Below are 22946 nucleotides of genomic sequence, written 5' to 3' on the forward strand. Positions count from 1 at the left end.
TTAGTAAATAACAAAGAAGAATTAAGTAAATTTTTGCATGGTGCTAAATTAAGTAAAATTTTACTAAAAATATTGAAGTTTTACTCGGAAACAGTTATAATAAAGATAAGAAAACGATTACAATATTGATCATTCATTTTAAAGGAGTTTAGCTTATGTCAAATGTCATTTCAGTAGAGCAAATCCGCTCAGATTTTGCCAAGGTCTTTGGAGTAGAAGCGGATCACACTTTCTTTTCACCTGGTCGGATCAATCTGATCGGTGAGCATACCGACTATAACGGTGGCCATGTTTTTCCTGCAGCAATTTCCCTAGGAACTTATGGAGCAGCTCGCAAGCGGGATGACCAGCTCTTGCGATTCTTCTCAGGAAATTTTGAAGAAAAAGGGATTATTGAAGTGCCACTGGAAAACCTTCACTTTGAACCTGAGCATAACTGGACCAACTATCCAAAAGGAGTTCTGTATTTTCTACAGGAGGCGGGCCATAAGATTGACCGAGGCATGGATGTCTACGTTTATGGAAATATTCCCAATGGATCTGGCTTGTCGTCTTCAGCATCGCTAGAGCTCTTAAATGGTATCATTGCTGAGAAACTCTTTGATTTGAACTTGGAACGTTTGGACCTAGTGAAAATCGGGAAACTCACTGAGAATGAATTTATCGGAGTTAATTCTGGCATTATGGATCAGTTTGCTATCGGAATGGGTGCTGACCAGCGAGCTATTTACTTAGATACAAATACTCTTGAGTATGATTTGGTTCCTCTTGATCTCAAGGACAATGTTGTAGTGATTATGAATACCAACAAGCGTCGGGAATTGGCGGATTCTAAGTACAATGAACGCCGTGCTGAGTGCGAAAAAGCTGTTGAAGAGCTCAATCGTAAGCTGTCTATCGCAACTCTGGGTGAGTTGGACGAGTGGTCTTTTGATGAGTATAGCTATTTGATAGAGGACGAAAATCGTCTCAAACGAGCTCGCCATGCTGTTTTAGAAAATAAACGGACTTTGCAAGCGCGGGTAGCTTTGCAGGCAGGCAATCTTGACAAATTCGGCCGTCTCATGAATGCTTCCCATGTTTCATTGGAGCATGACTATGAAGTGACTGGTCTAGAGCTGGACACCTTGGTTCACACAGCCTGGGAGCAAGAAGGTGTTCTGGGGGCTCGTATGACTGGAGCAGGCTTCGGTGGTTGCGCCATTGCTTTAGTTTGTAAGGATGCGGTGGAAACTTTCAAAGAAAATGTTGGCCGCAAGTATCAAGAGGTTGTCGGCTATGCCCCTAGCTTTTACATTGCAGAAGTAGCTGGCGGAAGCCGAGTGCTGGACTAAATCACAGAAAAGGAACTTGGGTCTGGGACAAAAGTCCTAGCCTCTCAATTGTCTTTGGATTGTCGAGCAAGACGCAGTGGTTGAGTGGGCTCTATTACGCTGATTTCATCAGCTTTTACAGCCCTAATCAACTGTGCGGAGGTGGGACGACGAAATCGAATTCTAACGAATTACCGATTTCTGTCCCACTCTCTTTACTAGCAAGAGAAAGGAAGATCTATGTCCAAGAAGTTACTGGATGCTTTCGTATCAGCAGTGATTGACAATAGCACTTTTGAAGAAATGGACACCATCTATCTGAGCAATCGTGTTATGGCTTTGGTCGGAGAGGCAGTGGCAGAGGAGGATACGGAAGCTGAGCAGCTAATTGAACTTAAGGATGACTTGGTAGCTGTGGCTGTCAAGAATGGGACGATTGGTGATACCCTAGCTGAGCAGGATATACTGGGAGCAGAGCTCATGAACTTCATCACCCCTGCCCCTAGTCGGCTCAATCGGGACTTCTGGACGACTTATGCCTCTAATCCCGAGCAAGCTGTAGCTGATTTTTACCAGCTTAGTCAAAAGAATGACTATATCAAGGTCAAGGCTATTGCTAAAAACATTGCTTTCAAAGCACCGACTGAATATAGAGATTTGGAAATCACCATTAATCTCTCTAAGCCAGAAAAGGATCCCAAGGAAATTGCGGCAGCTAAAAAGGCTAAGAACAGCCATTATCCGGCCTGCCAGCTTTGCATGGAAAATGAAGGTTATCAAGGTCGCTTGGACCACCCAGCCCGCGCCAACCATCGGATTGTCCGATTTGACTTGGCTGGACAGGAATGGGGCTTCCAGTATTCGCCCTATGCCTACTTTAATGAGCATTGCATCTTTCTGCACAGCCAGCACCTTCCCATGGCTATCAGTCGGCTGACCTTTGAGCGCTTGCTGGACATCGTGGAGACCTTTCCGGGTTATTTCGCTGGCTCCAACGCCGACCTGCCGATTGTCGGTGGCTCTATCCTGACCCACGACCACTATCAGGGAGGACGTCATACTTTCCCTATGGAAATAGCAGAGCTGGATTGCAGCTTTACTTTTAGCGGATTTGATGAGGTCGAGGCAGGTATTGTCAAATGGCCTATGTCCGTTATTCGTCTAAGGTCTGAGAAGAAGGAACAGTTGATTGAGTTGGCTGACAAGATCTTGCAAGTTTGGCGGACCTATTCTGACCCGAGTGTGCAGGTCTTGGCAGAGTCGGAGGGTGAGCCTCACCATACTATCACACCGATTGCGCGCAGAAAAGATGGATCTTTTGAGCTAGACTTGGTCTTGCGGGACAATCAAACTTCCCCAGAACATCCGGACGGCATTTACCATCCTCATAGGGATGTGCAGCATATTAAGAAAGAAAATATCGGTCTGATTGAAGTTATGGGACTGGCTATTCTGCCACCTCGACTCAAGGAAGAACTCAAGCAGGTGGAACTTTTCTTGCTGGGAGAAGACTGTCAGGTTGCTGCCTATCATCAGGAGTGGGCCAATCAACTCAAAGACCAGAATCCAGATGTTAGTGCTGAGACGGTGGAAGGAGTAGTTCAGGCATCGGTTGGACAAATTTTCAGCCGAGTACTGGAAGATGCGGGAGTTTACAAGCGAACAGAGGAAGGGCAGGAGGCTTTCATGCGCTTCGTCCAATCCGTTGGCATCCAGCCCTAGGAAATGTGTTATAATGAATCTAGCGTAACAGGGAAAGGAAGTTTTATGGCAATTTTAGTGTTAGGTGGAGCTGGCTATATCGGCTCGCACATGGTAGACCGTCTGGTAGCAGCAGGCAAGGAAGAGGTAGTCGTCGTTGATAATTTGGTGACTGGCCATCGGGCAGCCGTCCATCCGAAAGCGGTCTTTTATGAGGGGGATTTGGCGGATAAGGACTTTATGCTTAGCGTTTTTGCCAAACATCCATCCATCGATGCAGTCATTCACTTTGCTGCCTTTTCACTGGTGGCAGAGTCTATGTCGGATCCACTCAAGTATTTTGACAATAACACAGCTGGCATGGTTTCTCTTTTGGAGGTCATGCAGGAATGCGGTGTTAAAAATATTGTCTTTTCTTCGACAGCGGCGACTTATGGCATTCCTGAGGAAGTGCCGATTCTGGAAACGACTCCTCAAAAGCCTATCAATCCTTATGGTGAGAGCAAGCTTATGATGGAGACCATTATGCGCTGGGCAGACCAGGCCTATGGCATCAAGTTTGTAGCCCTGCGTTATTTCAATGTGGCCGGTGCCAAACCTGACGGTTCAATCGGTGAGGATCACGGTCCTGAAACCCATCTCCTGCCCATTGTGCTTCAGGTGGCTCAGGGCAAACGTGAGAAGATTGCCGTCTTTGGCGATGATTACGATACTCCGGACGGGACCAATGTCCGCGATTATGTCCATCCTTTCGACTTGGCTGACGCCCATATTTTGGCTGTCGAGCACCTGCGTGCTGGTCAACCATCTGATGCCTTTAACCTTGGCTCTTCGACTGGTTTTTCCAATCTTCAGATTGTAGAAGCCGCCCGCAAGGTGACCGGCCATCCTATTCCTTTGGAAATAGCAGAGCGGCGCCCAGGGGATCCGGATACGCTGATTGCTTCCTCTGAGAAAGCAAGAAATGTTCTGGGCTGGCAGCCGAAATTTGACAATATCGAAACCATTATCGAAACCGCTTGGAAATGGCATTCCAGTCATCCAAATGGCTATGATGACAGAGGATAAACTGACAAACCAGCTAGAAAAGCTGGTTTTTTACTTTGAATTATAAAACGCTTGTTTACAAATTTTTAAAAGCCTCTTGTAATAAAAGGAAGATTAATTGACATATTATTTGTAATCTTGTTTAGTTGCTACTAATTCTTAGTATATCTTGAAAAATCATGGCAGCTACAGATACAAGGAGAAATAAGAATGTAAAATAGCGAATTTTTTGAACCACTATCAGATGAGACAGATGTTGACAGTTTGTTGTGTAAGGGCTTTAGTGACTTATGATATAATGAAGTCATAAAAGTTTGAGAAGTCTCTTAATCTTTTCAAGCTGATTTTCATAAAGAGAATAGGAAATAAGTATGCAATCGATTCTTGCCTTATATATCACCCTGATGCCGGTCATTCTGGCTGGAGTTCTGAATATGATCTTTTGCAAGTCTTCACTGTTAGAGGCGGCTTATCGACCAATGGATGCTGGGTTGATTTTAAAGGATGGGAAGAGGCTTTTTGGGGCTAACAAGACCTGGAAAGGTTTCTTGGGCATGATTGTCTGGGGAGCTTTGGCGCAGATCCTTTGGGGATTGCTCTTAAAGGGTATTCCCACCCTAGAGAAGCTGCACTTGGTCTATGCCTTCTACGAAAATACCGTGCTCTTTAATCTGATGCTTGGGGCTCTTTTGGGGCTGGCTTATGTTTTGTTTGAGCTGCCTAATAGCTTCATCAAGCGCCGGTTGGAAATAAGAGAGGGCAAGACGGCGGAGAATGGCTGGAAATGGACCTTTATCTGGATAGACCAGATTGATTCCTTGATTGGCTGTATCATTTTCTTGCTTTTCTATATTCCTCTGTCCTGGAAGCAGATGCTGGGCATACTTATTCTCGGGGCAGGCACGCATCTAGGAGTCAATCGTCTGCTCTACTGGGCTAAACTTAGAAAAAATCGTATGTGAGGTGGGAGCTTTTGATGAAAGAACTATGGCTGGAAAAAGAGCCTTCGGCTGTCTATGGCGGTAAAATCAATCAGTTAATCAACCTCTGTCAGCTGGGGCTTTCGGTGCCTAGGGCTCTAATATTGCCGGCAGACCAAGTCATGGCTTGGCTAAAAGTAGCTCTGCCAGAATACTCAAAACAGGGACTTAAAGAATTAATCGAACTGGGCAAGGAGGAAATTGCGGAGCGTTTGCAGCAATATCCCTTGGATCCAGCTTGGCTACAGGAGTTAGTAGCTTTTTGTCAGGAAAATCAAGCTTATATCGTTCGCAGCAGTGCCCTTTTAGAAGATGGACAGACCATGTCATTTGCCGGTCAATATGACTCGATTGGCAACTGCCGGACACTGTCAGAAATTGAGCAGGGCATTCGTTCTTGTCTGCTTTCCCTCTTTAATCCAGAAGCATTGGCCTACTGGCAGCGTCATGGGCTTGCTGAGCAGGATTTTGCTATGGCAGTGCTGATTCAGGAGCAGATAGAGTCTGACTTTAGCGGTGTCTGCTTTTCCCTAGACGTGGCGACCAATCAGGACCAGACCATGCTTCTTGAGTATGTAAAAGGCTCAGCTGAGAGCTTGGTTAGCGGTCAAGTCAATCCTGAGCAGCTGACTCTTTCTTGGTACAAGCCGGACTGGAGCAAGTTTGAAAAAGTTGAAATCCCTCTGGCAGTCTTGCAGAAACTGCACGCGCAGGTTTTGGAGATTGTGGCGTATTTTGGTCGGCCGATGGATATTGAGTGGTGTGCTGTCCAAGAGCAAATCTATCTGCTGCAGGCTCGGCCCATCACGACAGTACCAACTAAAATCGACAGTGGTCGCTGGACGACGGCGAATTTTCGGGATGGAGGAGTGGCGGCCCAGCCCTGTCCCAACCTGATGTGGAGCCTTTACTGCCATTCTTGGCAAGAGGCACTCTCTAGCTTTTTGCTGGCAATTGGCCTAGAGCCTGAAGGTGTGATGCCTCCGCTGATGCGTCTTCATTATGCTCGGCCTTTCTGGAACTTAGGCGTAGTCAAGCAAGGCATGGAGCAGATTCCGGGTTATATTGAGCGAGACTTTGATGATGAGCTGGGAGTCAATAAAGACTACCAAGGTCAAGGTTTTACCAGCAAATTAAGTCCAGCCCTGCTCTTGAATTTCCTGCGGGTAGCCTTGAAAACGCAAAAAGTAACTAAGAATTTTCTGCATCAGGCACCAGACAAGCTGCAAGACCTGCGCCAGCAATTTACCCGCCTGAATCAAGAAATCCAAGAACTGAACGACCAAAGCCTGCTGCATCAGGTCGAGAGTCTTTGGCAGTTAGTGCTAAATCAGGCTTATTTAGACAGTGAGGGAACTTATTTTTGGCAGGCCTACATCAATACGGTCCAGCTGTCTATGAAAAAGACCAGTCTGCTCAAATGGCTGTCTGTAGATGAGTTTTTCCAGTTGATTGCTAAGTTGGGAAATGTTTCACACACCAAGCCTTTAACTCGAATGCTGGAAGTTGCGGATCTTATTCTAGCAGATGAAAAGCTGACAGACGACTGGTTGAAGCTATCGGTGGAAGAATTGCAGGAACTGACTGCACAATATCCTGAGCGAGCTGATTTCATCAAGATTCAGGATTTCCAAAAGGATTTTGGCTATCACTCGGATCGGGAGCTGGACTTGCGAGTAGCTAGTTACGAAGAAGATGCTCATCAGGTTATGATAGCAGTCCAGCAATTGGTTGTTGATTCAGCTTACTACCAGGCGGCCAAAGCTTCGCTCAGTCCTGTCTCAGAGCCTGAGCTGGATTTGGCTCATCTATCTCGAGCCAAGCAGAAAAAGATAGAAAAAATCAGCGAAGACTTGCGGAACTTGCTTTGGTGGCGGGAGGAGTTCAAGGATATTTCCACGCGCTATTACCACCTCATTCGCCAGATTAGCCTCAAACTCGGCCGAGCCTATGAAAAGCGAGGCTTTCTGAAAAATGAACAAGATATTTTTTACATTAAGAAAGAAAGCCTGACTTCCTTTATGGAAGGGCAAATGACTGCTGACCAGCTCCAAGAAGAAGCAGCAGATAATCAGCACTATTGCCAGGCCTATCGGAATTTTGAGCCAGCGGGGGATTTGACCGACAAAGAGATTAGCCCGGAAGAGGTAGCCCATGATAGTCAGACTCTTCTGACAGGGATGCCAGCCAGCAGCGGTCAGGTGACCGGTCGGGTTCGAGTTCTCTTGGATTTGGCGGATATTGAGACAATTGAACCGGGAGAAATTCTTGTCACTCGCTATACAGATACGGGCTGGAGCTATGTTTTCGGTATTCTAGGAGGTCTTGTGACAGAGTATGGCGGGGTTCTCTGCCATGCCTCCATTGTCGCTCGGGAATGCGGGATTCCAGCTCTGGTCTGCGCTAAGAATGCAACTCAGCTGCTAGAAACTGGCATGCTGGTTACTTTAGATGGAAGAAGAGGAGAAATAAGAATTCATGAAGAAGAATGAACCTTTGTTTATCGGTGAATACGACAAATCTGTTATCCTGACCTATACGGGCGCTGCTTTTGCACTGTTGGCAGTCTATGCCATCATTCAGTCCCAGCTGCGGTTAGCTATGATGGCCTTTATCGTTAGCGGTATCTGTGACCTCTTTGATGGTGTGGTGGCGCGGCGGATGAAGCGGACTGAAAGTCAGAAGCGCTTCGGCATTGAAATTGATTCGCTCTGCGACATGATTAGCTTTGCGGCTCTCCCGGCTGTGCTCCTCATGATCCAGTTGCCCTTGGGAGGGGCCAATATCATCTTGGCTGTCCTCTATGTCTTAGCTGCGGTTACACGCTTGGCTCATTTTAATCGCTTGGCCAAGCATGATGAAGGATCTGGCTCTTATTTTATCGGCTTGCCAGTGACTTACAGCGCCCTCTTTTTCCCTCTGACCTATCTGGTATGTCAATGGTTGGCGCCTGGTTTCTTTGCTTGGGTGTGGTTGGGCTTGTCTCTTTTGCTGACCTTCCTATTTGTATACAACTGCCGAATTCCCAAGCCGAATAAGCTGGCCTATCTGGTCTTTGCGATTCTAGCTGTTGCAAGTCTGATTGGTCTGGGGGTTCTCCCGCATGGTTAAGGTCTATCAGAGAAAGACTGGCCAAGTAGTGGAACCGACAGAATACAAGGCGGGTCTGTTAGACAAGCTTTATGGTACTGCTTGGGGTCGCTTCTTATTGCCTATCTTGACCCGACCTAGCCTGTCTTATCTTCTGACTTTGAAAGACTACACTCCTTTATCTCGCAAGAAAATAGCAGCTTTTGTGGAAAGTTATCAGCTGGATCTGGCTGACTATGAAGATGGCCCCTATCCTAGCTTTGCGGCTTTTTTCCAGAGGAAAATCAAGCCAGAACTGCGTCCAATCTGTCCTGACAGTCAAGTGCTGGCAGTGGCGGATGCCAAGCTGGAGGCTTTTACCATCAGTCAGGACTTGCGGCTGATGATTAAGGGGCAGTCATACAGGCTAGCTGACCTACTGTTGGATGAAGAGTTGGTTCAGCTGTTTAGTGGCGGAACAGCGCTGGTTTATCGACTGGGAGTGGAAGACCTGCACCGCTATCTGGCAGCTGAATCCGGCAGAATTACCCAAAGACGAAAAATCAAGGGACGCCTGCATACGGTCAGACAGGTAGCCCAGAAGCGGCGCTTGATTTACAAGGAAAATAAAAGAGAATACTGTCTTTTAGATACCGAGCTAGGGCCAGTCTTGCAGATGGAAGTAGGGGCGCTCTTGGTCGGAAGAATTTACAATCACAATCAGGACCGTTTGGTCCGAGGACAGGAGAAGGGCTGCTTTGGTCTGGGCGGCTCAACCATTCTTGTCCTCTATCCGGCAGACACGATTCGCTTGGATCAGGATATCCTGACTTACTCAGACCTCGGAATAGAAACCCAGATTCAAATGGGTGAAAAGATTGGAGAAAAGCTATGTTTAAACGATTAGCTGTTTATTATAAGGAAATGTTCCCTTTGCTGCCGCGCTTTTTTGTGGCTGCCATCATGTTTTTTGAGATTTATTTTGTCCTCTTGCTCAATGACGGAGTGACCAAGTTTCACTTTGACCATCAGGAGTTGATTGGGATTTTTACGATTTTTGTCTTTCTGATGATTCTGCGGATTGCGGATGATTTCAAGGACTATGAGACCGACAGACGTCTCTTTCCTCATCGGGCTCTGCCATCTGGCCGGGTGAAAAAGAAGGACTTGGCTATTGCCCTCAGCTTTATCGTAGCTGTGTCTGTGATTCTCAATATTCTCTTTATGAACAATATCGGCTGGTTCCTCTTCCTCTATATCTACGGAACCCTCATGTCCTTCTGGTTCTTTAAGCGAGACAAAATTCAAAATTCCTTGCCTCTGGCTCTTGTGACCCATAATCCGGTCATGATGATTTTGAATCTCTATACTATCTCTTTTGTCTGCTACAAGTACAATCTGCCTCTCTTGTCCCTGCCGACCGTTTTGCTGGCCTTTACCATGTATTTCCCAAGTCTGATCTGGGAAGTCTGCCGCAAGATTCGGGCGCCAAAAGACGAGACCGAGTATGTGACCTATTCTATGCTTTTTGGCTACAAAAAAGCCACCCGCTTTATCGAGGTGGTGACTCTGCTGGATATCTTGACCAATTTCGCTCTTCTCTGGAATATTTCCCATGTCGGAGTGGTGGTCTTGGTGCTGAATGTCATCTGGATGACTGTCCAGTTTGAGCAGTTTATCAAGGATCCAACTCGCTTTAATATCCGGGAGCGGGTGGAGCGTTATACTTATATCACGGAGACAACCATGGTTCTGTCCGTTGCTGTCTATCTCTTGATGGGGGTACTTTGATGAAAAGAATCAAGCAGACAGGGCTTGATCAGGTCGGAGGCAAGGCCTATCATTTGCTGAAAATGCAGGCTGCTGGATTGCCGGTTCCTGACTTTGCAGTGTTTGCTTTTGACTTTTTTCAAAAATCTGCCAGCTCTGCTGACTTGGAGCGGATGGAAGCAGCCTATCGGTCTGGAGAGTTGGACTTGTCCCATCTCAGTCAGCAACTGCAGGACTGGGCCAGAGAGCAGTTTAGTCAAGAAGACCTGACGGCAGCAGAAAGTTGGGTTCGTAAGGAGTTTTCTCAGAAAGACTGTCGCTTTGCAGTCCGCTCATCTGCAACCATTGAGGATGGCAAGGCTTCCTCATTTGCCGGTCAGTTTGAGAGCCAGCTCAATGTAAAGCCAGAGGGGCTTAAAGAAGCTATTCAAGCGACCTTGCTCTCTCTTTATCAGGAGTCAGCTCTTAGTTATCTGTTTGAGCAGGGACTATCTTTGAAGCAAGCGCAGATGATTTGCCTTGTTCAGGTCATGCAGGAGGGAGACTTATCTGGGATTTACTTCACAGCTAATCCCAAGGGCATTCTTAACGAGCACATCATTGTCATCGGTCGGGGCTTGGGCAATAAGGTTGTTGAGGATAAGATTCCTACAACAATGGTGACGCTTCATCCCAAGGACCAGCTTTTTTATACAGAGCAGACGGAGGACTCACCAGACGTATCACAGGAACAACTCGAGGAGTTACAAGACTTGGCTGGTCAGGTGAGTCAGCTTTTCGGACCTTATATGGATATGGAGTTCACCTTCGCCAATAGCCAGCTCTATCTCTTGCAGGCTCGACCTATTACCACCTTGCCAGAGGGACAGTGGATTATTCTGGATAACAGTAACATTGTCGAGAGTTATCCGGGCGTTTCTAGTCCTTTGACCATTAGCTTTATCCAGGAGGCCTATGCTAGCATTTTCCGCAGTCTGGCCCAGCGCTTGGTTGGCAAGGATGCTCCAGAGTTGGCTGCCTATGAAGCCACCTTTCAAAATATGCTGCAGCCGGTCAATAGCCGGGTCTATTACCAGATTCAGAGCTGGTATCAGCTGCTACAGCTTTTACCTTTTTCTAAGAAAATCATCCCTATCTGGCAGGATATGCTGGGAGTGCGAGAGAAAGAGGTACCTAAGATGCCAGTGCACCTGTCTGCTTTCAAACGTCTGCAAATCATGCTTCGTATCATCAGAGAGTTTTGGACAGCACCCGAGCAAATGCGGCAATTGGAAGAACAGTTTGCCCGGATTCAGCTAGAATATGAAGTGAGCTTTTCTCCCGACACAGATGCGGAGACCTTGATTGCCTTGGTCAGTAAGCTAAAAGAGGATATTCTGGCTCACTGGGACATTACTCTGGTCAATGACCTCTATGCTTTTGTTTATACTGGACTCCTGAAGAAGTCGCGTCGCGGCGGAGCTGTTCAGGCTGAGATTGCAGGAATTGAGCAGATTGAAAGTATGCGGCCGGCTTTGGCTCTGCAGGCTTTAACAGCTCAGCTGAAAGCAGAAGAAAATGCAGAGATTAGACAGGCCATGACTAGTGAAAGCTCAGAAGTTTTTCTGACTCGCCAGCATCGTTTGGTCAAAGAAATAGTCCATTTTATCCATGAATTTGGTGATCGGGCTCCAGAAGAGTTGAAGTTAGAAACTCCCACCTTCCGAACGCATCCAGAGCGTCTGCTCAAGCTCCTGTTGCAAACGTGCCAGCAAGAGGAGAAGAGGTTGGCTCCTCAGAAACTTGAAGAAGAAGTGCAAAAATCAGGCTGGTGGACGAATTTTCTTCGCAAGCGAGCCATGACTGGTGTTAAATATCGGGAAAGCTCACGCTTAAACCGCACACGGATCTATGGCATGATGCGGCAGATTTTCCGAACTCTGGGCCAGCAATTAGCCGAGCAAGGACTGCTAGCTACGCCTGACGATGTTTTTTACCTGACAAAAGAAGAGTTGTTTGAGCTGACCAGAAAGCCCAGAGATGTTAGCAGTTTGATAGCTGATCGTCGAGAAAAGATGGAGGCGGATAAGGAACTACCAACCTTTAGTCGCTATGTTTTTGCAGGGCAGGTCTTTGAGAAATACCTCAAACCGCAAAACCACACCAGCAGTCATAATACGGGCAATCAAGCTCTACAAGGGATTGGCTGCTCACCTGGCTGCGTTAAGGCTCAGGTTTTGATCGTGGAAGATGTGCAAAAGATTGAGTCTGCTCAGGACCGGATTATCGTGACCAAGATGACCGATCCTGGCTGGGTCTATCTTCTGACTCAAGCCAAGGGTGTCATTGCTGAGCAGGGCTCTTTGCTCTCGCACACAGCCATTATTTCCCGCGAGTTAGGTATTCCTTCCATTGTCAATGTCAGAGGTGCCTGCAGCCAGCTGCAAAACGGTGATTGGATTGAAATGGATGGCCTGACTGGCAAGATCCGACTAATCAAGGAGGAAGGTTATGCTTGAAATTAAACCAGTCAAACCCAATACTACAGAGTTGGCCGATTTTCTAGCCCTGCCCAAACAGATTTACCAGCCAGACCACCTCATGCAGTCGAAAGAGGAAGAGCTGGCTTTGATTAAGGGTAGTCACCCGCTGAGTTCTGACTTAGAAACCTATGCTTTTATTGGGTATGTGGACAGTCGGACTTGTATTCGAGGGATCCTGACCTTCTATCCAGGTGATGAGGCTGCTTACTTGGGATTTTTCGAGTCAATCAATGACCAGCAGATTGCATCTGCTTTTATCGAACATTTAGCACATTTCGCCCGCAGTCTCGGAGCGATTAAGATAATTGGTCCCGTACAGGCAAGTTTTTGGCTGGGCTATCGAATGCAGCTGACTGGAACAGAAGAGCTCCCTTTTACTGGAGAACCTCATAATCCAGACTATTATCCCCAGCTATGGCAGGCTGCTGGTTTTGATCTCAAGGAGCGCTATCTGTCCAATTTTTATCCCAAGGTCAGCAATCAAACTCATCAGGACAAGCTGGCTCATCGCTTTGAGTCTTTTGAAGAAGCGGGTTTCACCATTTGCTCTCCCAAAAAGAAGGACTGGGAAGAAGCCTCGCTGCAGGTTTTTGAGCTTCTCAATCGTCTCTATCAAGATTTTCCGATTTATCGGTCAATTTCTAGTCAGCAGTTCAGTCAGATTTTTCAAAAATACCAGTATATTCTTGATTTTTCAATGGTTAAGCTGGCTTATAAGGAGGGTAAGCTTGCTGGTTTTCTGATTGCCATGCCGGACTACGGCTCTCTGGTTTATCAAAAACTGACTCCGCTTAACCTAGCCAAGCTTTTTTGGACCAAGCGTTTTCCAAAACGTTATACGATTATGTATCTAGGAGTAGATGAGCAATTCTTGGGGTTGGGCTCTGCCTTGGCCTATCCGATTTTTAAAGAAGCGCAGAAGCGACAAGCTTCAGCTATTGGGGCCTTGATTCATCAAAAAACTGTCACGCGCCACTATGCGGCAGAACTGCAAGGGGACAAGCATGAGTATGGCCTCTTTGAATTGGATTTAAACTCTTGATTAACAAATTAAAATATAGACAAAAAAGCAAATTTTCTAACCGAAGATTTGTTTTTTAGTTAAAAATGAACACTATTTTCAGGTTGTTCAAAAATCAAAAGATTTCAGCCTTCAAAGATATATTTTTAAGCAAAAGCATTGAATTTTTGTAGGAAATTCTGTAAAATTTTAAGAGATTATTATATGAAGAAAAGGGAATTATTATGGAAAAAAGAATCACTGGCGATACGCTCCAGCGTTATTCTTTTAGAAAGTTATCAGTAGGATTGGTTTCTGCCACTATCGGAAGCTTCTTTTTGAGTACCGCAATAGGGGGAAATATAAGCACGGTTGAGGCTGCAGAAGTCTCAGCAGGCAAAACCGTTCCAGTCCAGTATCACTACGTAGTAGAGTCTGAACTGACTGAAGCTGAGAAGAATGCTGTTGTTAAGGAGCTTCCAAAGTTTGTGGAAGAAAACTCTGATGCTTATTACCTGGTTTACCGTCCAAAGACTCAGGGGCTTTCGGCAAAAAGTTTGCCAAAGACAGGCTACTCAAGTCTGTGGGAAGCAACTTTTGCAGCTGCTGGGCTGACTTTAGCAGTCTTAGTAATTGCACGAGGTAGAAATGGCAAGAGGTACTTGTCTTCTATTTTGCTGGTGACTGGTCTAGGCTCTATTCTCCTAGCTCCTTCTGTATTTGCAGTGACCAATATTGAATTAGCCGCCTACAATCAAAGGCTGAATTTGACAGTGGGAGATAAGCTGCCTGAGCCTATAGAGATTGCTGGTTTCGAATATGTTGGCTATCTGAAAAGCGGTGAACAGGGCAAGGAGAACGCAGCAGGAAGTCATCAGCTTCCTACGGCACAAAAGGACTTGTCAGCTGTCGAAGTCGATCAGCAGGCAGGTAAATCTGCTAGTCTTTCTGGGAATCAGGGTACTGCCAACAAGCCGGTATCTAATGAAACAGAGAAACTGACAGAGCAAGAAAAAGAGATTATTGCTGCCAAAGAACGTGAATTTGCTCGGCTTTCTCCAGTCACTGAAGTACCAGAACTGGAATTCAAGAGCCAAGAAAGCAGCCAGACCCAAGTCCTGCCTTATCAAACAGAATACCAATATTCAAATGAACTCGCAGAGGGGCAATCTCAGGTCATTCGTGCAGGTGTCGCTGGTACACGTACTGTCGTCACTCGCAATTATATTGTAGGTAAAGAGATTGTAAAAAGCGAAGTCGTTTCAGACCAGGTAACTGCAGAGCCAGTTTCGGAAATTGTGTTGGTTGGAACTGCTGCAGTCAAATCTGTACCAAAAGAAGCACCAGTGCAAGAAGTTCCAGAGCTAACAACTTATGGTACCTCACCAGATGAAGCACCCGTGCAAGAAGTTCCCGAATTGACGACTTATGGCACAACGCCCGATACTGCACCGGTTCAAGAAGTGCCTGAGTCAACGACTTATGGCACTGCACCAGACACCGCTCCAGTGCAAGAAGTTCCGGAATTGACGACCTATGGCACAACACCAGATACCGCACCGATTCAAGAAGTCCCAGAATTGACGTCTTATGGCACTGCACCGGATACTGCTCCCGTACAAGAAGTTCCCGAATTGACGACTTATGGCACAACGCTAGATACAGCACCGGTTCAAGAAGTCCCAGAGCTAACCACTTATGGCACTGCGCCAGATACCGCTCCAATACAAGAAGTTCCGGAACTAACAACTTACGGTACCGCACCAGATGAAGCACCCATGCATCAAGCCCCAGAATTAGAGCTGACTGCGACAGATGAAACAAGAAGAGAAAAGATAGATTTTTCCGTTGAAGAACAGTATACTGATGAGATTCCAGAAGGCAGTCGCCAAATTGTCACACCAGGTGTCCAGGGTGAGCGGGCTATTACCACTCGTATCTATACCTCTAATGGCCAAGAGGTTGACCGCCAAGTTTTATCAGATGAAGAAATACTTGCAGCAGTCACTCAGATTATTAAGGTCGGTACAAGTAAGTCAAGCCTGATTCCGGCTGACGCACCAAAGGTTGAAGAACTACCAGAATACCTGCTAACTTACACCGACGAAACGCGTGTTGAAAAGGTTAACTTCACCATTCGTGAAGAAGAAACGGACGAGCTAGCCCAAGGTACTCGCCAAATTGCCACTCCAGGTGTGCAGGGCGAGCGAACTATCAAGACTCGTGTCTACAGTTCCAACGGTCAAGAAGTTGACCGCCAAGAAATTTCAAATGAGGAAACTCTAGCGCCAGTAACGCAAGTTGTCAAAGTCGGAACAGCTAAGCCAAATATGGTACCGAATGATGCACCAAAAGTAGACGCTTTGCCAGAATACCCGTTGACTTATACGGACGAAACGCGTGTAGAGAAAATCAACTTCACAATTCGTGAAGAAGAAACGGACGAACTTGTTCGAGATGCCCGTCAAATTGCGACTCCAGGAGTGCAAGGTGAGCGAACTATCAAGACTCGTATCTTCAGCTCCAACGGTCAAGAAATTGATCGTCAAGAGATGTCCAATGAAGAAACCTTGGCTCCAATAACGCAAATTATCAAAGTCGGCACGGCTAAGCCACACATGGTACCAAATGATGCACCAAAAGAAGATGCTTTGCCAGAGTATCCATTAACATACACGGACGAAACTAGAGTTGAAAAAATCAACTTCACTATTCGTGAGGAAGAGACAGATGAGCTTGTTCGTGATGCTCGTCAAATCGCGACTCCAGGTGTTGAGGGCAAGCGGACCATCAAGACCCGCGTCTACAGCTCCAACGGCCAAGAAATCGACCGCCAAGAATTGTTTAATGAGGAAACCTTGGCTCCAGTAACACAAGTTGTCAAAGTCGGCACAGCTAAGCCAACAATGGTACCAGGTGATGCACCAAAAGTAGACGCTTTGCCAGAGTATCCGCTAACTTACACAGATGAAACGCGTGTTGAGAAAATTGCCTTCAATATTGAAGAACAATACACCGATGATTTGCCACAGGATGCCCGTCAAATCGCGACTCCAGGCGTGCAAGGCGAACGGACAATCAAGACTCGTGTCTACAGTTCCAATGGTCAAGAAATCGACCGCCAAGAGCTTTCTAACGAGGAAACTCTTACGCCAGTAACGCAAGTCATCAAAGTCGGAACTGCTAAGCCAAACATGGTACCGAACGAAGCTCCGAAAGCCGATGCTTTGCCAGAGTACCAGTTGACTTATGCCGATGAAACGCGTATTGAGAAAATCGCCTTCAATATTGAAGAGCAATATACGGATGAATTGCCTCAAGACGCTCGTCAAATTGCTACTCCAGGTGTTGAGGGTGAGCGAACCATCAAGACTCGCGTCTATAGTTCCAATGGTCAAGGAATTGACCGCCAAGAGTTGTCCAATGAAGAAACCTTGGCTCCAGTAACACAAGTTGTTAAAGTCGGAACTGCTAAGCCAACCATGGTACCGAATGATACACCAAAAGCAGAGGCTCTTCTAGAATACCCTTTGACTTATACGGATGAGACGCGTGTTGAGAAAATTGCTTTCAACATAGAGGAACAATATACGGATGAATTGCCACAAAATGCTCGTCAAATCGCAACACCGGGTGTTCAGGGCGAGCGGACCATCAAGACCCGCGTCTACAGCTCTAACGGTCAAGAAATTGACCGCCAAGAGTTATCGAATGAGGAGACTATAGTTCCAGTAACACAAGTTGTTAAAGTCGGAACTGCTAAGCCAACCATGGTACCAGGTGATGCGCCAAAAGCAGACGCTTTGCCAGAGTATCCACTGACTTACACGGATGAAACTCGAGTGGAGAAAATAAACTTCACGATTCGTGAAGAAGAAACGGACGAGCTAGTTCGCGATGCCCGTCAAATTGCCACTCCAGGTGTGCAAGGTGAACGAACCATCAAGACCCGTGTTTACAGTTCCAACGGTCAGGAAATTGATCGTCAAGAACTATCTAATGAAGAGACTCTAGCTCCAGTAACGCAAGTTGTTAAAGTCGGAACTGCTAAGCCAACCATGGTACCAGGTGATGCGCCAAAAGCAGACGCTTTGCCAGAGTATCCACTGACTTACACGGATGAAACTCGAGTGGAGAAAATAAACTTCACGATTCGTGAAGAAGAAACGGACGAGCTAGTTCGCGATGCCCGTCAAATTGCCACTCCAGGTGTGCAAGGTGAACGAACCATCAAGACCCGTGTTTACAGTTCCAACGGTCAGGAAATTGATCGTCAAGAACTATCTAATGAAGAGACTCTAGCTCCAGTAACGCAAGTTGTCAAAGTCGGCACGGCTAAGCCAAGCATGGTGCCAAGCGAAGCGCCAAAAGCAGACGCCTTGCCAGAGTACCCTCTGACCTACACGGATGAAACGCGAGTTGAGAAGATTAACTTCTCTATTCGTGAAGAAGAAACGGACGAGTTGGTTCGAGATGCCCGTCAAATCGCAACACCGGGTGTTCAGGGCGAGCGGACCATCAAGACCCGCGTCTACAGCTCTAACGGTCAAGAAATTGACCGCCAAGAGCTTTCTAATGAAGAGACTCTAGCTCCAGTGACGCAAGTTGTCAAAGTCGGAACAGCTAAGCCAAACATGTTGCCAAGTGAAGCTCCGAAAGCAGACGTGTTACCAGAGTATCCACTGACTTACACCGACGAAACGCGAGTTGAGAAGATTAACTTCACCATTCGCGAAGAAGAGACAGACGAGCTTGTACGAGATGCCCGTCAAATCGCAACACCGGGAGTTCAAGGCGAGCGGACCATCAAGACTCGTATCTACAGCTCCAACGGTCAGGAAATTGATCGTCAAGAACTATCTAATGAAGAGACTCTAGCGCCAGTAACACAAATTGTTAAAGTTGGTACGGCTAAGCCAAATATGGTACCGAACGATGCGCCAAAAGCAGAAGCTTTAGAAGAGTTCGATTTAATTCCACTGCACAATCTATTAGCGGAAGCGGATCAGATTAAAGCTCAGGCACGTTATTTCAACGATAGTCTGAGTCATCAATCTAGCTATGATACTGCTTTGGCGGCGGGGCAAGCGATTCTAAGTCAATCACATGCTAGCCAAGCAGAAGTTAACCAACTGGTGGAACAAATCAATCAAGCAAAGGCTCAGTTAAGTGGTCTTGAGGTTGTCAAAACGGCTCTTCAAAACGAGTACGATTTAAATCCAATTATTAAAACAAGTGCTAAATATAAGAATGCTGATTCAGATAAGCAGACAGCTTATACTGACGAATTAACCAAGGCAGAAGTAGTTCTGAACAATCAAACTGCTACACAAGTGAAGGTCAACCAAGCTTTTGCTAGCCTGACAGCAGCCAAAGATGCTCTAAATGGAGTGCCTAAAGTCAAGCCAACAGTTTCCATTCTAAGTCTGACAGAAAATCCTGATGATAAGTCGGTTACAGTCCAATATAGACTGGAAGACCAGACCCAGTCCTTCCGTTCAGCGACTGCAGAATTATACCAGGGAGATCAGCTTGTCCGCACTCTTCCGATTACCAATTTCGCAGGAAGTCTGAAGATTGACGACTTAGACTACTACACAGGCTATACCCTGAAAACCAAGCTGACTTATGAACTGGATAATGGCAGCTTCACAGAACTTGAAACGGACAGCCGCAATTTTGAATTGGAATACAAGAAGATTGCCTTCCGAGATATTGATTCGGCCGAGTTTTACAGAAAAGAAAACGACCAGTTTAAGCGCATCGTGTCCATGAGCTCTATGCCTACGGATCTGTCTACCTACTTTGTCAAAGTCAAATCAAGTGAATCTAAGGAAATGCTTCTGCCGGTTCACAGCATAGCGGAAAGTCATAAGGATGGCAGGGACGTCTATAAGGTGACAGTATCTCTGCCTGAGCTGGTCCAAGAAGGTGAGACAGGCTATAAGTCTGGCTATGACTTCTATATCAGCAAGGCAGTCACTAGTCAACAAAATGTCTACACTAGCTTTGCTGGTTTGATAGATGCCATGAAGAAAAATATGGCCGGCAACTATGTTCTGGGGGCTGATTTGGATGCTAGCGAAGTTAGTCTGGCACCTGCAGACTATGTCTACCTCAAAGGGAACTTCACAGGCAATCTGACAGGTAACCATAATGGCAAGCAGTACGCTATTTATAATCTAGCCAAGCCTTTATTTGAAAACCTCAAGAGTGGTTCCTCTATTTCTAATCTGGATTTGAAAGAGGTCAATATTGTCGGTACTTACGACTCAGCTGCCCTAGCTCGCAATGCAGAAAATGCTCGAATCACAGATGTTTCTGTCCAAGGTAGAGTAGAAGTAAAAGAAAATGCTTCACAGGTGGCAGGTTTGGTCGTTATTGCTAACAATACGCAAATTACCAATAGCTCCTTTACTGGAACTATCGTGTCAAATGATAAACAGGGCAAAGAATACAATGTCGGTGGTTTGGTTGCCAATCTCAAGGGAGGAAACTCCTTGATTAGCCAAAGCAGGGCAGATGTGACCATTCTAGCAGGCGCTAGAGCCAACAACCAACGCTTCGGCGGTCTGGTTGGCCGTTTGGAAAGCAATGCCCGCATCAGCCGCTCTTATGTAGCTGGAAAGATTCAAAACTCTACTAAGAACGGTCAGATTGGTGGTGTGGTTGGTTCCAATTACTTCAATGGCTTGATTGATAATGTCATCAGCCATGTCAGCGGTACAAATGTTTACAGTATTTCTGGCGATCAGGGATATGAGAACAACCGTATCACAGAAGCTTATGCCGTTGAAGGAAATAAAACACTGGAAAATGACAAGTTTATCACTTCAACACTGACTCTGAACGAGGCAGAAGAGAAGCTAGCTAGCTTAGACATTACGACCACTCTAGAAGACACAAATCTCAACCTTTATTCTGTCAACTATGCCCAGGAAAAGAATGCTCGAGAAGACCGTCTGATAGCTTATGCTAACATGGAAAAACTCCTTCCATTCTACAATAAGGAGACCATCGTTGCTTATGGAAATAAACTTCCAGATAATCACAAGCTCAATACAGAGTACTTGCTGGATGTTGTTCCGATGAAGGGCGACCAGATTATCACTGATATCAATAGCAATAAGACCGGAATTAACCGTCTGATGCTGCACTTTGAGGATAATACGGTTGACTATCTGGATCTGACCTATAAGGGAGATTTCAAATATAAGGCAATTGCAGAGTACAGTGTAAATGGCTTAGATCTCCTTTATACTCCAGAAGCCTTCCTATCAGACTATAGCAGAGTTCTAAATCAAGTGCTGCCGGAGTTGAACAAGGTTGTCCTGGACTCACCGGCTATGCGAACTGTTTTAGGCGTGAATGCTGACACTTCTTTGGATGATCTCTATCTGGATACGGCTTTTGACCAAGTCAAGACCAAGCTGTCACAAGAGTTACGCAAGGTACTGGCTATGGACAAGTCTATCAATACGGAAGGCAATGTTGTATCAGACTATATAGCTCAGCAAATTAAAGACAATAAAGAAGCCTTCTTACTTGGTCTAACCTATCTCAACCGTTGGTATAATATCAACTATGACAATATCAATGTCAAGGATTTGTCTGCCTATAAGTTTGACTTCTTTGGAAATCATAATGCTTCAACGCTGGATACCATTATTTCACTTGGTCAGTCAGGCTTTAATAATCTTAAAGCCAAGAACAACTATATGGCTTATGATACCTCGCTCTCTGAAGCGACTGGTAAACGAGGCCTCTTCAATTATCTAGAAGGCTATCGTCAACTCTTCCTTCCGGACAAGAGCAACAATGAATGGCTCAAGACCAATACAAAAGCCTATATCGTTGAGGCCAAGTCGGATGTGCCAGAAGCTAGACAGCTTCAGGATGCAGCCGAGGGTAAGAGCAAGTATTCTGTCGGCGTTTATGACAAGATTACTGCTGATAACTGGGAACACAAGGGCATGCTCTTGCCACTCTTGACCATGACTGAGAAGGGTGTCTATGCTATCTCCAATATGTCTACCATCTCCATGGGGGCTTATGACCGTTATCGCCTTGATGCCAATGGCAGGGTTCGGACAGATGCAGAGCTAGCTGAATTTGTTGAAGACCGAGTGAGAAAAACAGCTGAATACCAGCGCGATCATTATGACTTCTGGTATAAGATTCTAAGCGATGAAAGCAAGGACAAGCTCTTCCGTTCTGTTCTGGTTTACGATGGATTCTCATTGGTTGACAAGAATGGTCAAAAATATTGGGCTCCAGCTAATGACAAAAAATCACTGGCTATGCAGGAGTTCTTTGGACCAGCCGGCAAGTGGTATCCAAGCAAGGGCTACAATGCCTATGCTACAGGAAGTGTAACCCACTTTGATGCAGCTAAATTGTTAGAAGACTATGGTAACTCTGTCTACACGCATGAAATGACCCATAACTCTGACGGTGGCATTTACTTTGAGGGCAATGGCCGCCGCGAAGGTCTGGGAGCTGAGCTTTATGCTCGCGGTCTCTTGCAGTCCACTCCAAGTGCAGATGAGGCAACCATTACGCTCAATACCCTCTTCAAGGTGGACAAGGATTCTAAGACGCGCCTACACACATATAACTTCAAGGAACGCGTTCAAAATGCAGAAGATCTGCAGCACTATGTCCATGGTATGTTTGACATGATCTACACCCTAGATTACCTAGAAGGTACCTCTATGCTGAAGCAGAGCGATGATGCTAAGCTTCAGTGGTTCAGGAAGATGGAGAATTACTATGTTACAGATAAGTATGGTAAGGAGACCCATGCTGGAAACCAGACGCGAAGTTTTACTGCTGAAGAAATCAAGCAGCTGAAGACCTTTAACTCCCTGATTGAAAATGATGTTATCACTCGTCGGGAGAACAAGGATAGTGGAAGATATGGCCGAAATGGCTACCTCAGTCTCAGCCTCTTCTCACCAATTTACTCAGCCTTGAGTAATCCAAATGGAGCGCCAGGTGATGTCATGTTCCGCCGTACGGCCTATGAGTTGCTGGCAGCCAAGGGTTACCATGAAGGATTTATCCCTTATGTTTCTGGTAAGTACTCTAAGGAAGCATTTGATGAAGGTAAGAAAACTTGGGATGGATGGTCCGGAAGAGATGTAGGTCTCGTGACTGACCAGAAAGTCTTGGAAAATGTATTCAAGGGTGAATATGACTCCTGGGTAGCCTTCAAGAAAGCTATGTACCAAGAGCGGATTAATCAGCTGACCAAGCTTAAACCAATCACTATTGAGTACGAACTCAGAAATCCAAACAGTACTAAGAAAGTAACCATTCGCTCTTATGCAGACATGCAAAGGCTGATGGACGCAGCAGTAGCAGAGGATGTACGCAACATTACCAATGCAACTAGCCGTGTTGATGCCAGCTGGGTCAACCTGCTCAAAAAGAAGATTTACAATGCTTATCTTCGTGAAACAGACGACTTCAGGCAATCAATCTTTAATAAGTAAGCAATAAGTTGTTTTCCGTATATATTTAAAAATACCTAGACTCTTTA

11 protein-coding genes are annotated in these 22946 nt (G+C 45.9%); all 11 read left to right on the plus strand.

What is annotated here, in order from left to right:
- Positions 1–155 precede the first annotated feature (155 nt).
- Complete coding sequence (locus K1J09_RS09520; protein WP_125330990.1) at positions 156–1334, plus strand: galactokinase; 1179 nt, start codon at positions 156–158, stop codon at positions 1332–1334.
- A 219-nt stretch (positions 1335–1553) separates the two neighbouring features.
- Complete coding sequence (gene galT, locus K1J09_RS09525; RefSeq protein WP_223323801.1) at positions 1554–3035, plus strand: UDP-glucose--hexose-1-phosphate uridylyltransferase; 1482 nt, start codon at positions 1554–1556, stop codon at positions 3033–3035.
- A gap of 45 nt (positions 3036–3080) precedes the next feature.
- Complete coding sequence (gene galE, locus K1J09_RS09530) at positions 3081–4082, plus strand: UDP-glucose 4-epimerase GalE (RefSeq protein WP_185758665.1); 1002 nt, start codon at positions 3081–3083, stop codon at positions 4080–4082.
- A gap of 350 nt (positions 4083–4432) precedes the next feature.
- Positions 4433–5023, plus strand: coding sequence for a CDP-archaeol synthase (locus K1J09_RS09535; RefSeq protein ID WP_223323800.1), 591 nt, complete (start codon positions 4433–4435; stop codon positions 5021–5023).
- Positions 5024–5037: 14 nt separating this feature from the next.
- Entirely contained in the window at positions 5038–7533 is a 2496-nt protein-coding gene (locus K1J09_RS09540) for a PEP/pyruvate-binding domain-containing protein (protein WP_126436109.1), read from the plus strand.
- Positions 7520–8152 (plus strand): CDP-alcohol phosphatidyltransferase family protein, encoded by a 633-nt coding sequence (locus K1J09_RS09545; RefSeq protein ID WP_126435638.1) that lies wholly within the window; start codon positions 7520–7522, stop codon positions 8150–8152. Before K1J09_RS09540 ends, K1J09_RS09545 begins: the two co-directional genes overlap by 14 nt.
- Positions 8145–9017 carry a phosphatidylserine decarboxylase gene (locus tag K1J09_RS09550; RefSeq protein ID WP_126435637.1) on the plus strand — a complete coding sequence of 291 codons (873 nt, stop codon included), beginning with the start codon at positions 8145–8147 and terminating at the stop codon, positions 9015–9017. The genes K1J09_RS09545 and K1J09_RS09550 overlap by 8 nt, the downstream gene beginning before the upstream one ends.
- Positions 9002–9901, plus strand: a complete 900-nt coding sequence (locus K1J09_RS09555) for a UbiA family prenyltransferase (protein WP_126435636.1) — start codon at positions 9002–9004, stop codon at positions 9899–9901. The genes K1J09_RS09550 and K1J09_RS09555 overlap by 16 nt, the downstream gene beginning before the upstream one ends.
- A complete protein-coding gene (locus tag K1J09_RS09560; protein WP_223323799.1) occupies positions 9901–12378 on the plus strand; it encodes a phosphoenolpyruvate synthase in 2478 nt (825 codons plus the stop codon). Before K1J09_RS09555 ends, K1J09_RS09560 begins: the two co-directional genes overlap by 1 nt.
- Positions 12371–13444 carry a hypothetical protein gene (locus K1J09_RS09565; protein WP_223323798.1) on the plus strand — a complete coding sequence of 358 codons (1074 nt, stop codon included), beginning with the start codon at positions 12371–12373 and terminating at the stop codon, positions 13442–13444. The genes K1J09_RS09560 and K1J09_RS09565 overlap by 8 nt, the downstream gene beginning before the upstream one ends.
- Before the next feature lie 203 nt (positions 13445–13647).
- Positions 13648–22899: a ZmpA/ZmpB/ZmpC family metallo-endopeptidase gene (locus tag K1J09_RS09570; RefSeq protein WP_223324789.1), complete on the plus strand. Its 9252-nt coding sequence runs from the start codon at positions 13648–13650 to the stop codon at positions 22897–22899.
- The last annotated feature ends 47 nt before the right edge of the window (positions 22900–22946 follow it).

The organism is Streptococcus sanguinis (genome assembly GCF_019928825.1).
GTDB lineage: Bacteria > Bacillota > Bacilli > Lactobacillales > Streptococcaceae > Streptococcus > Streptococcus sanguinis_L.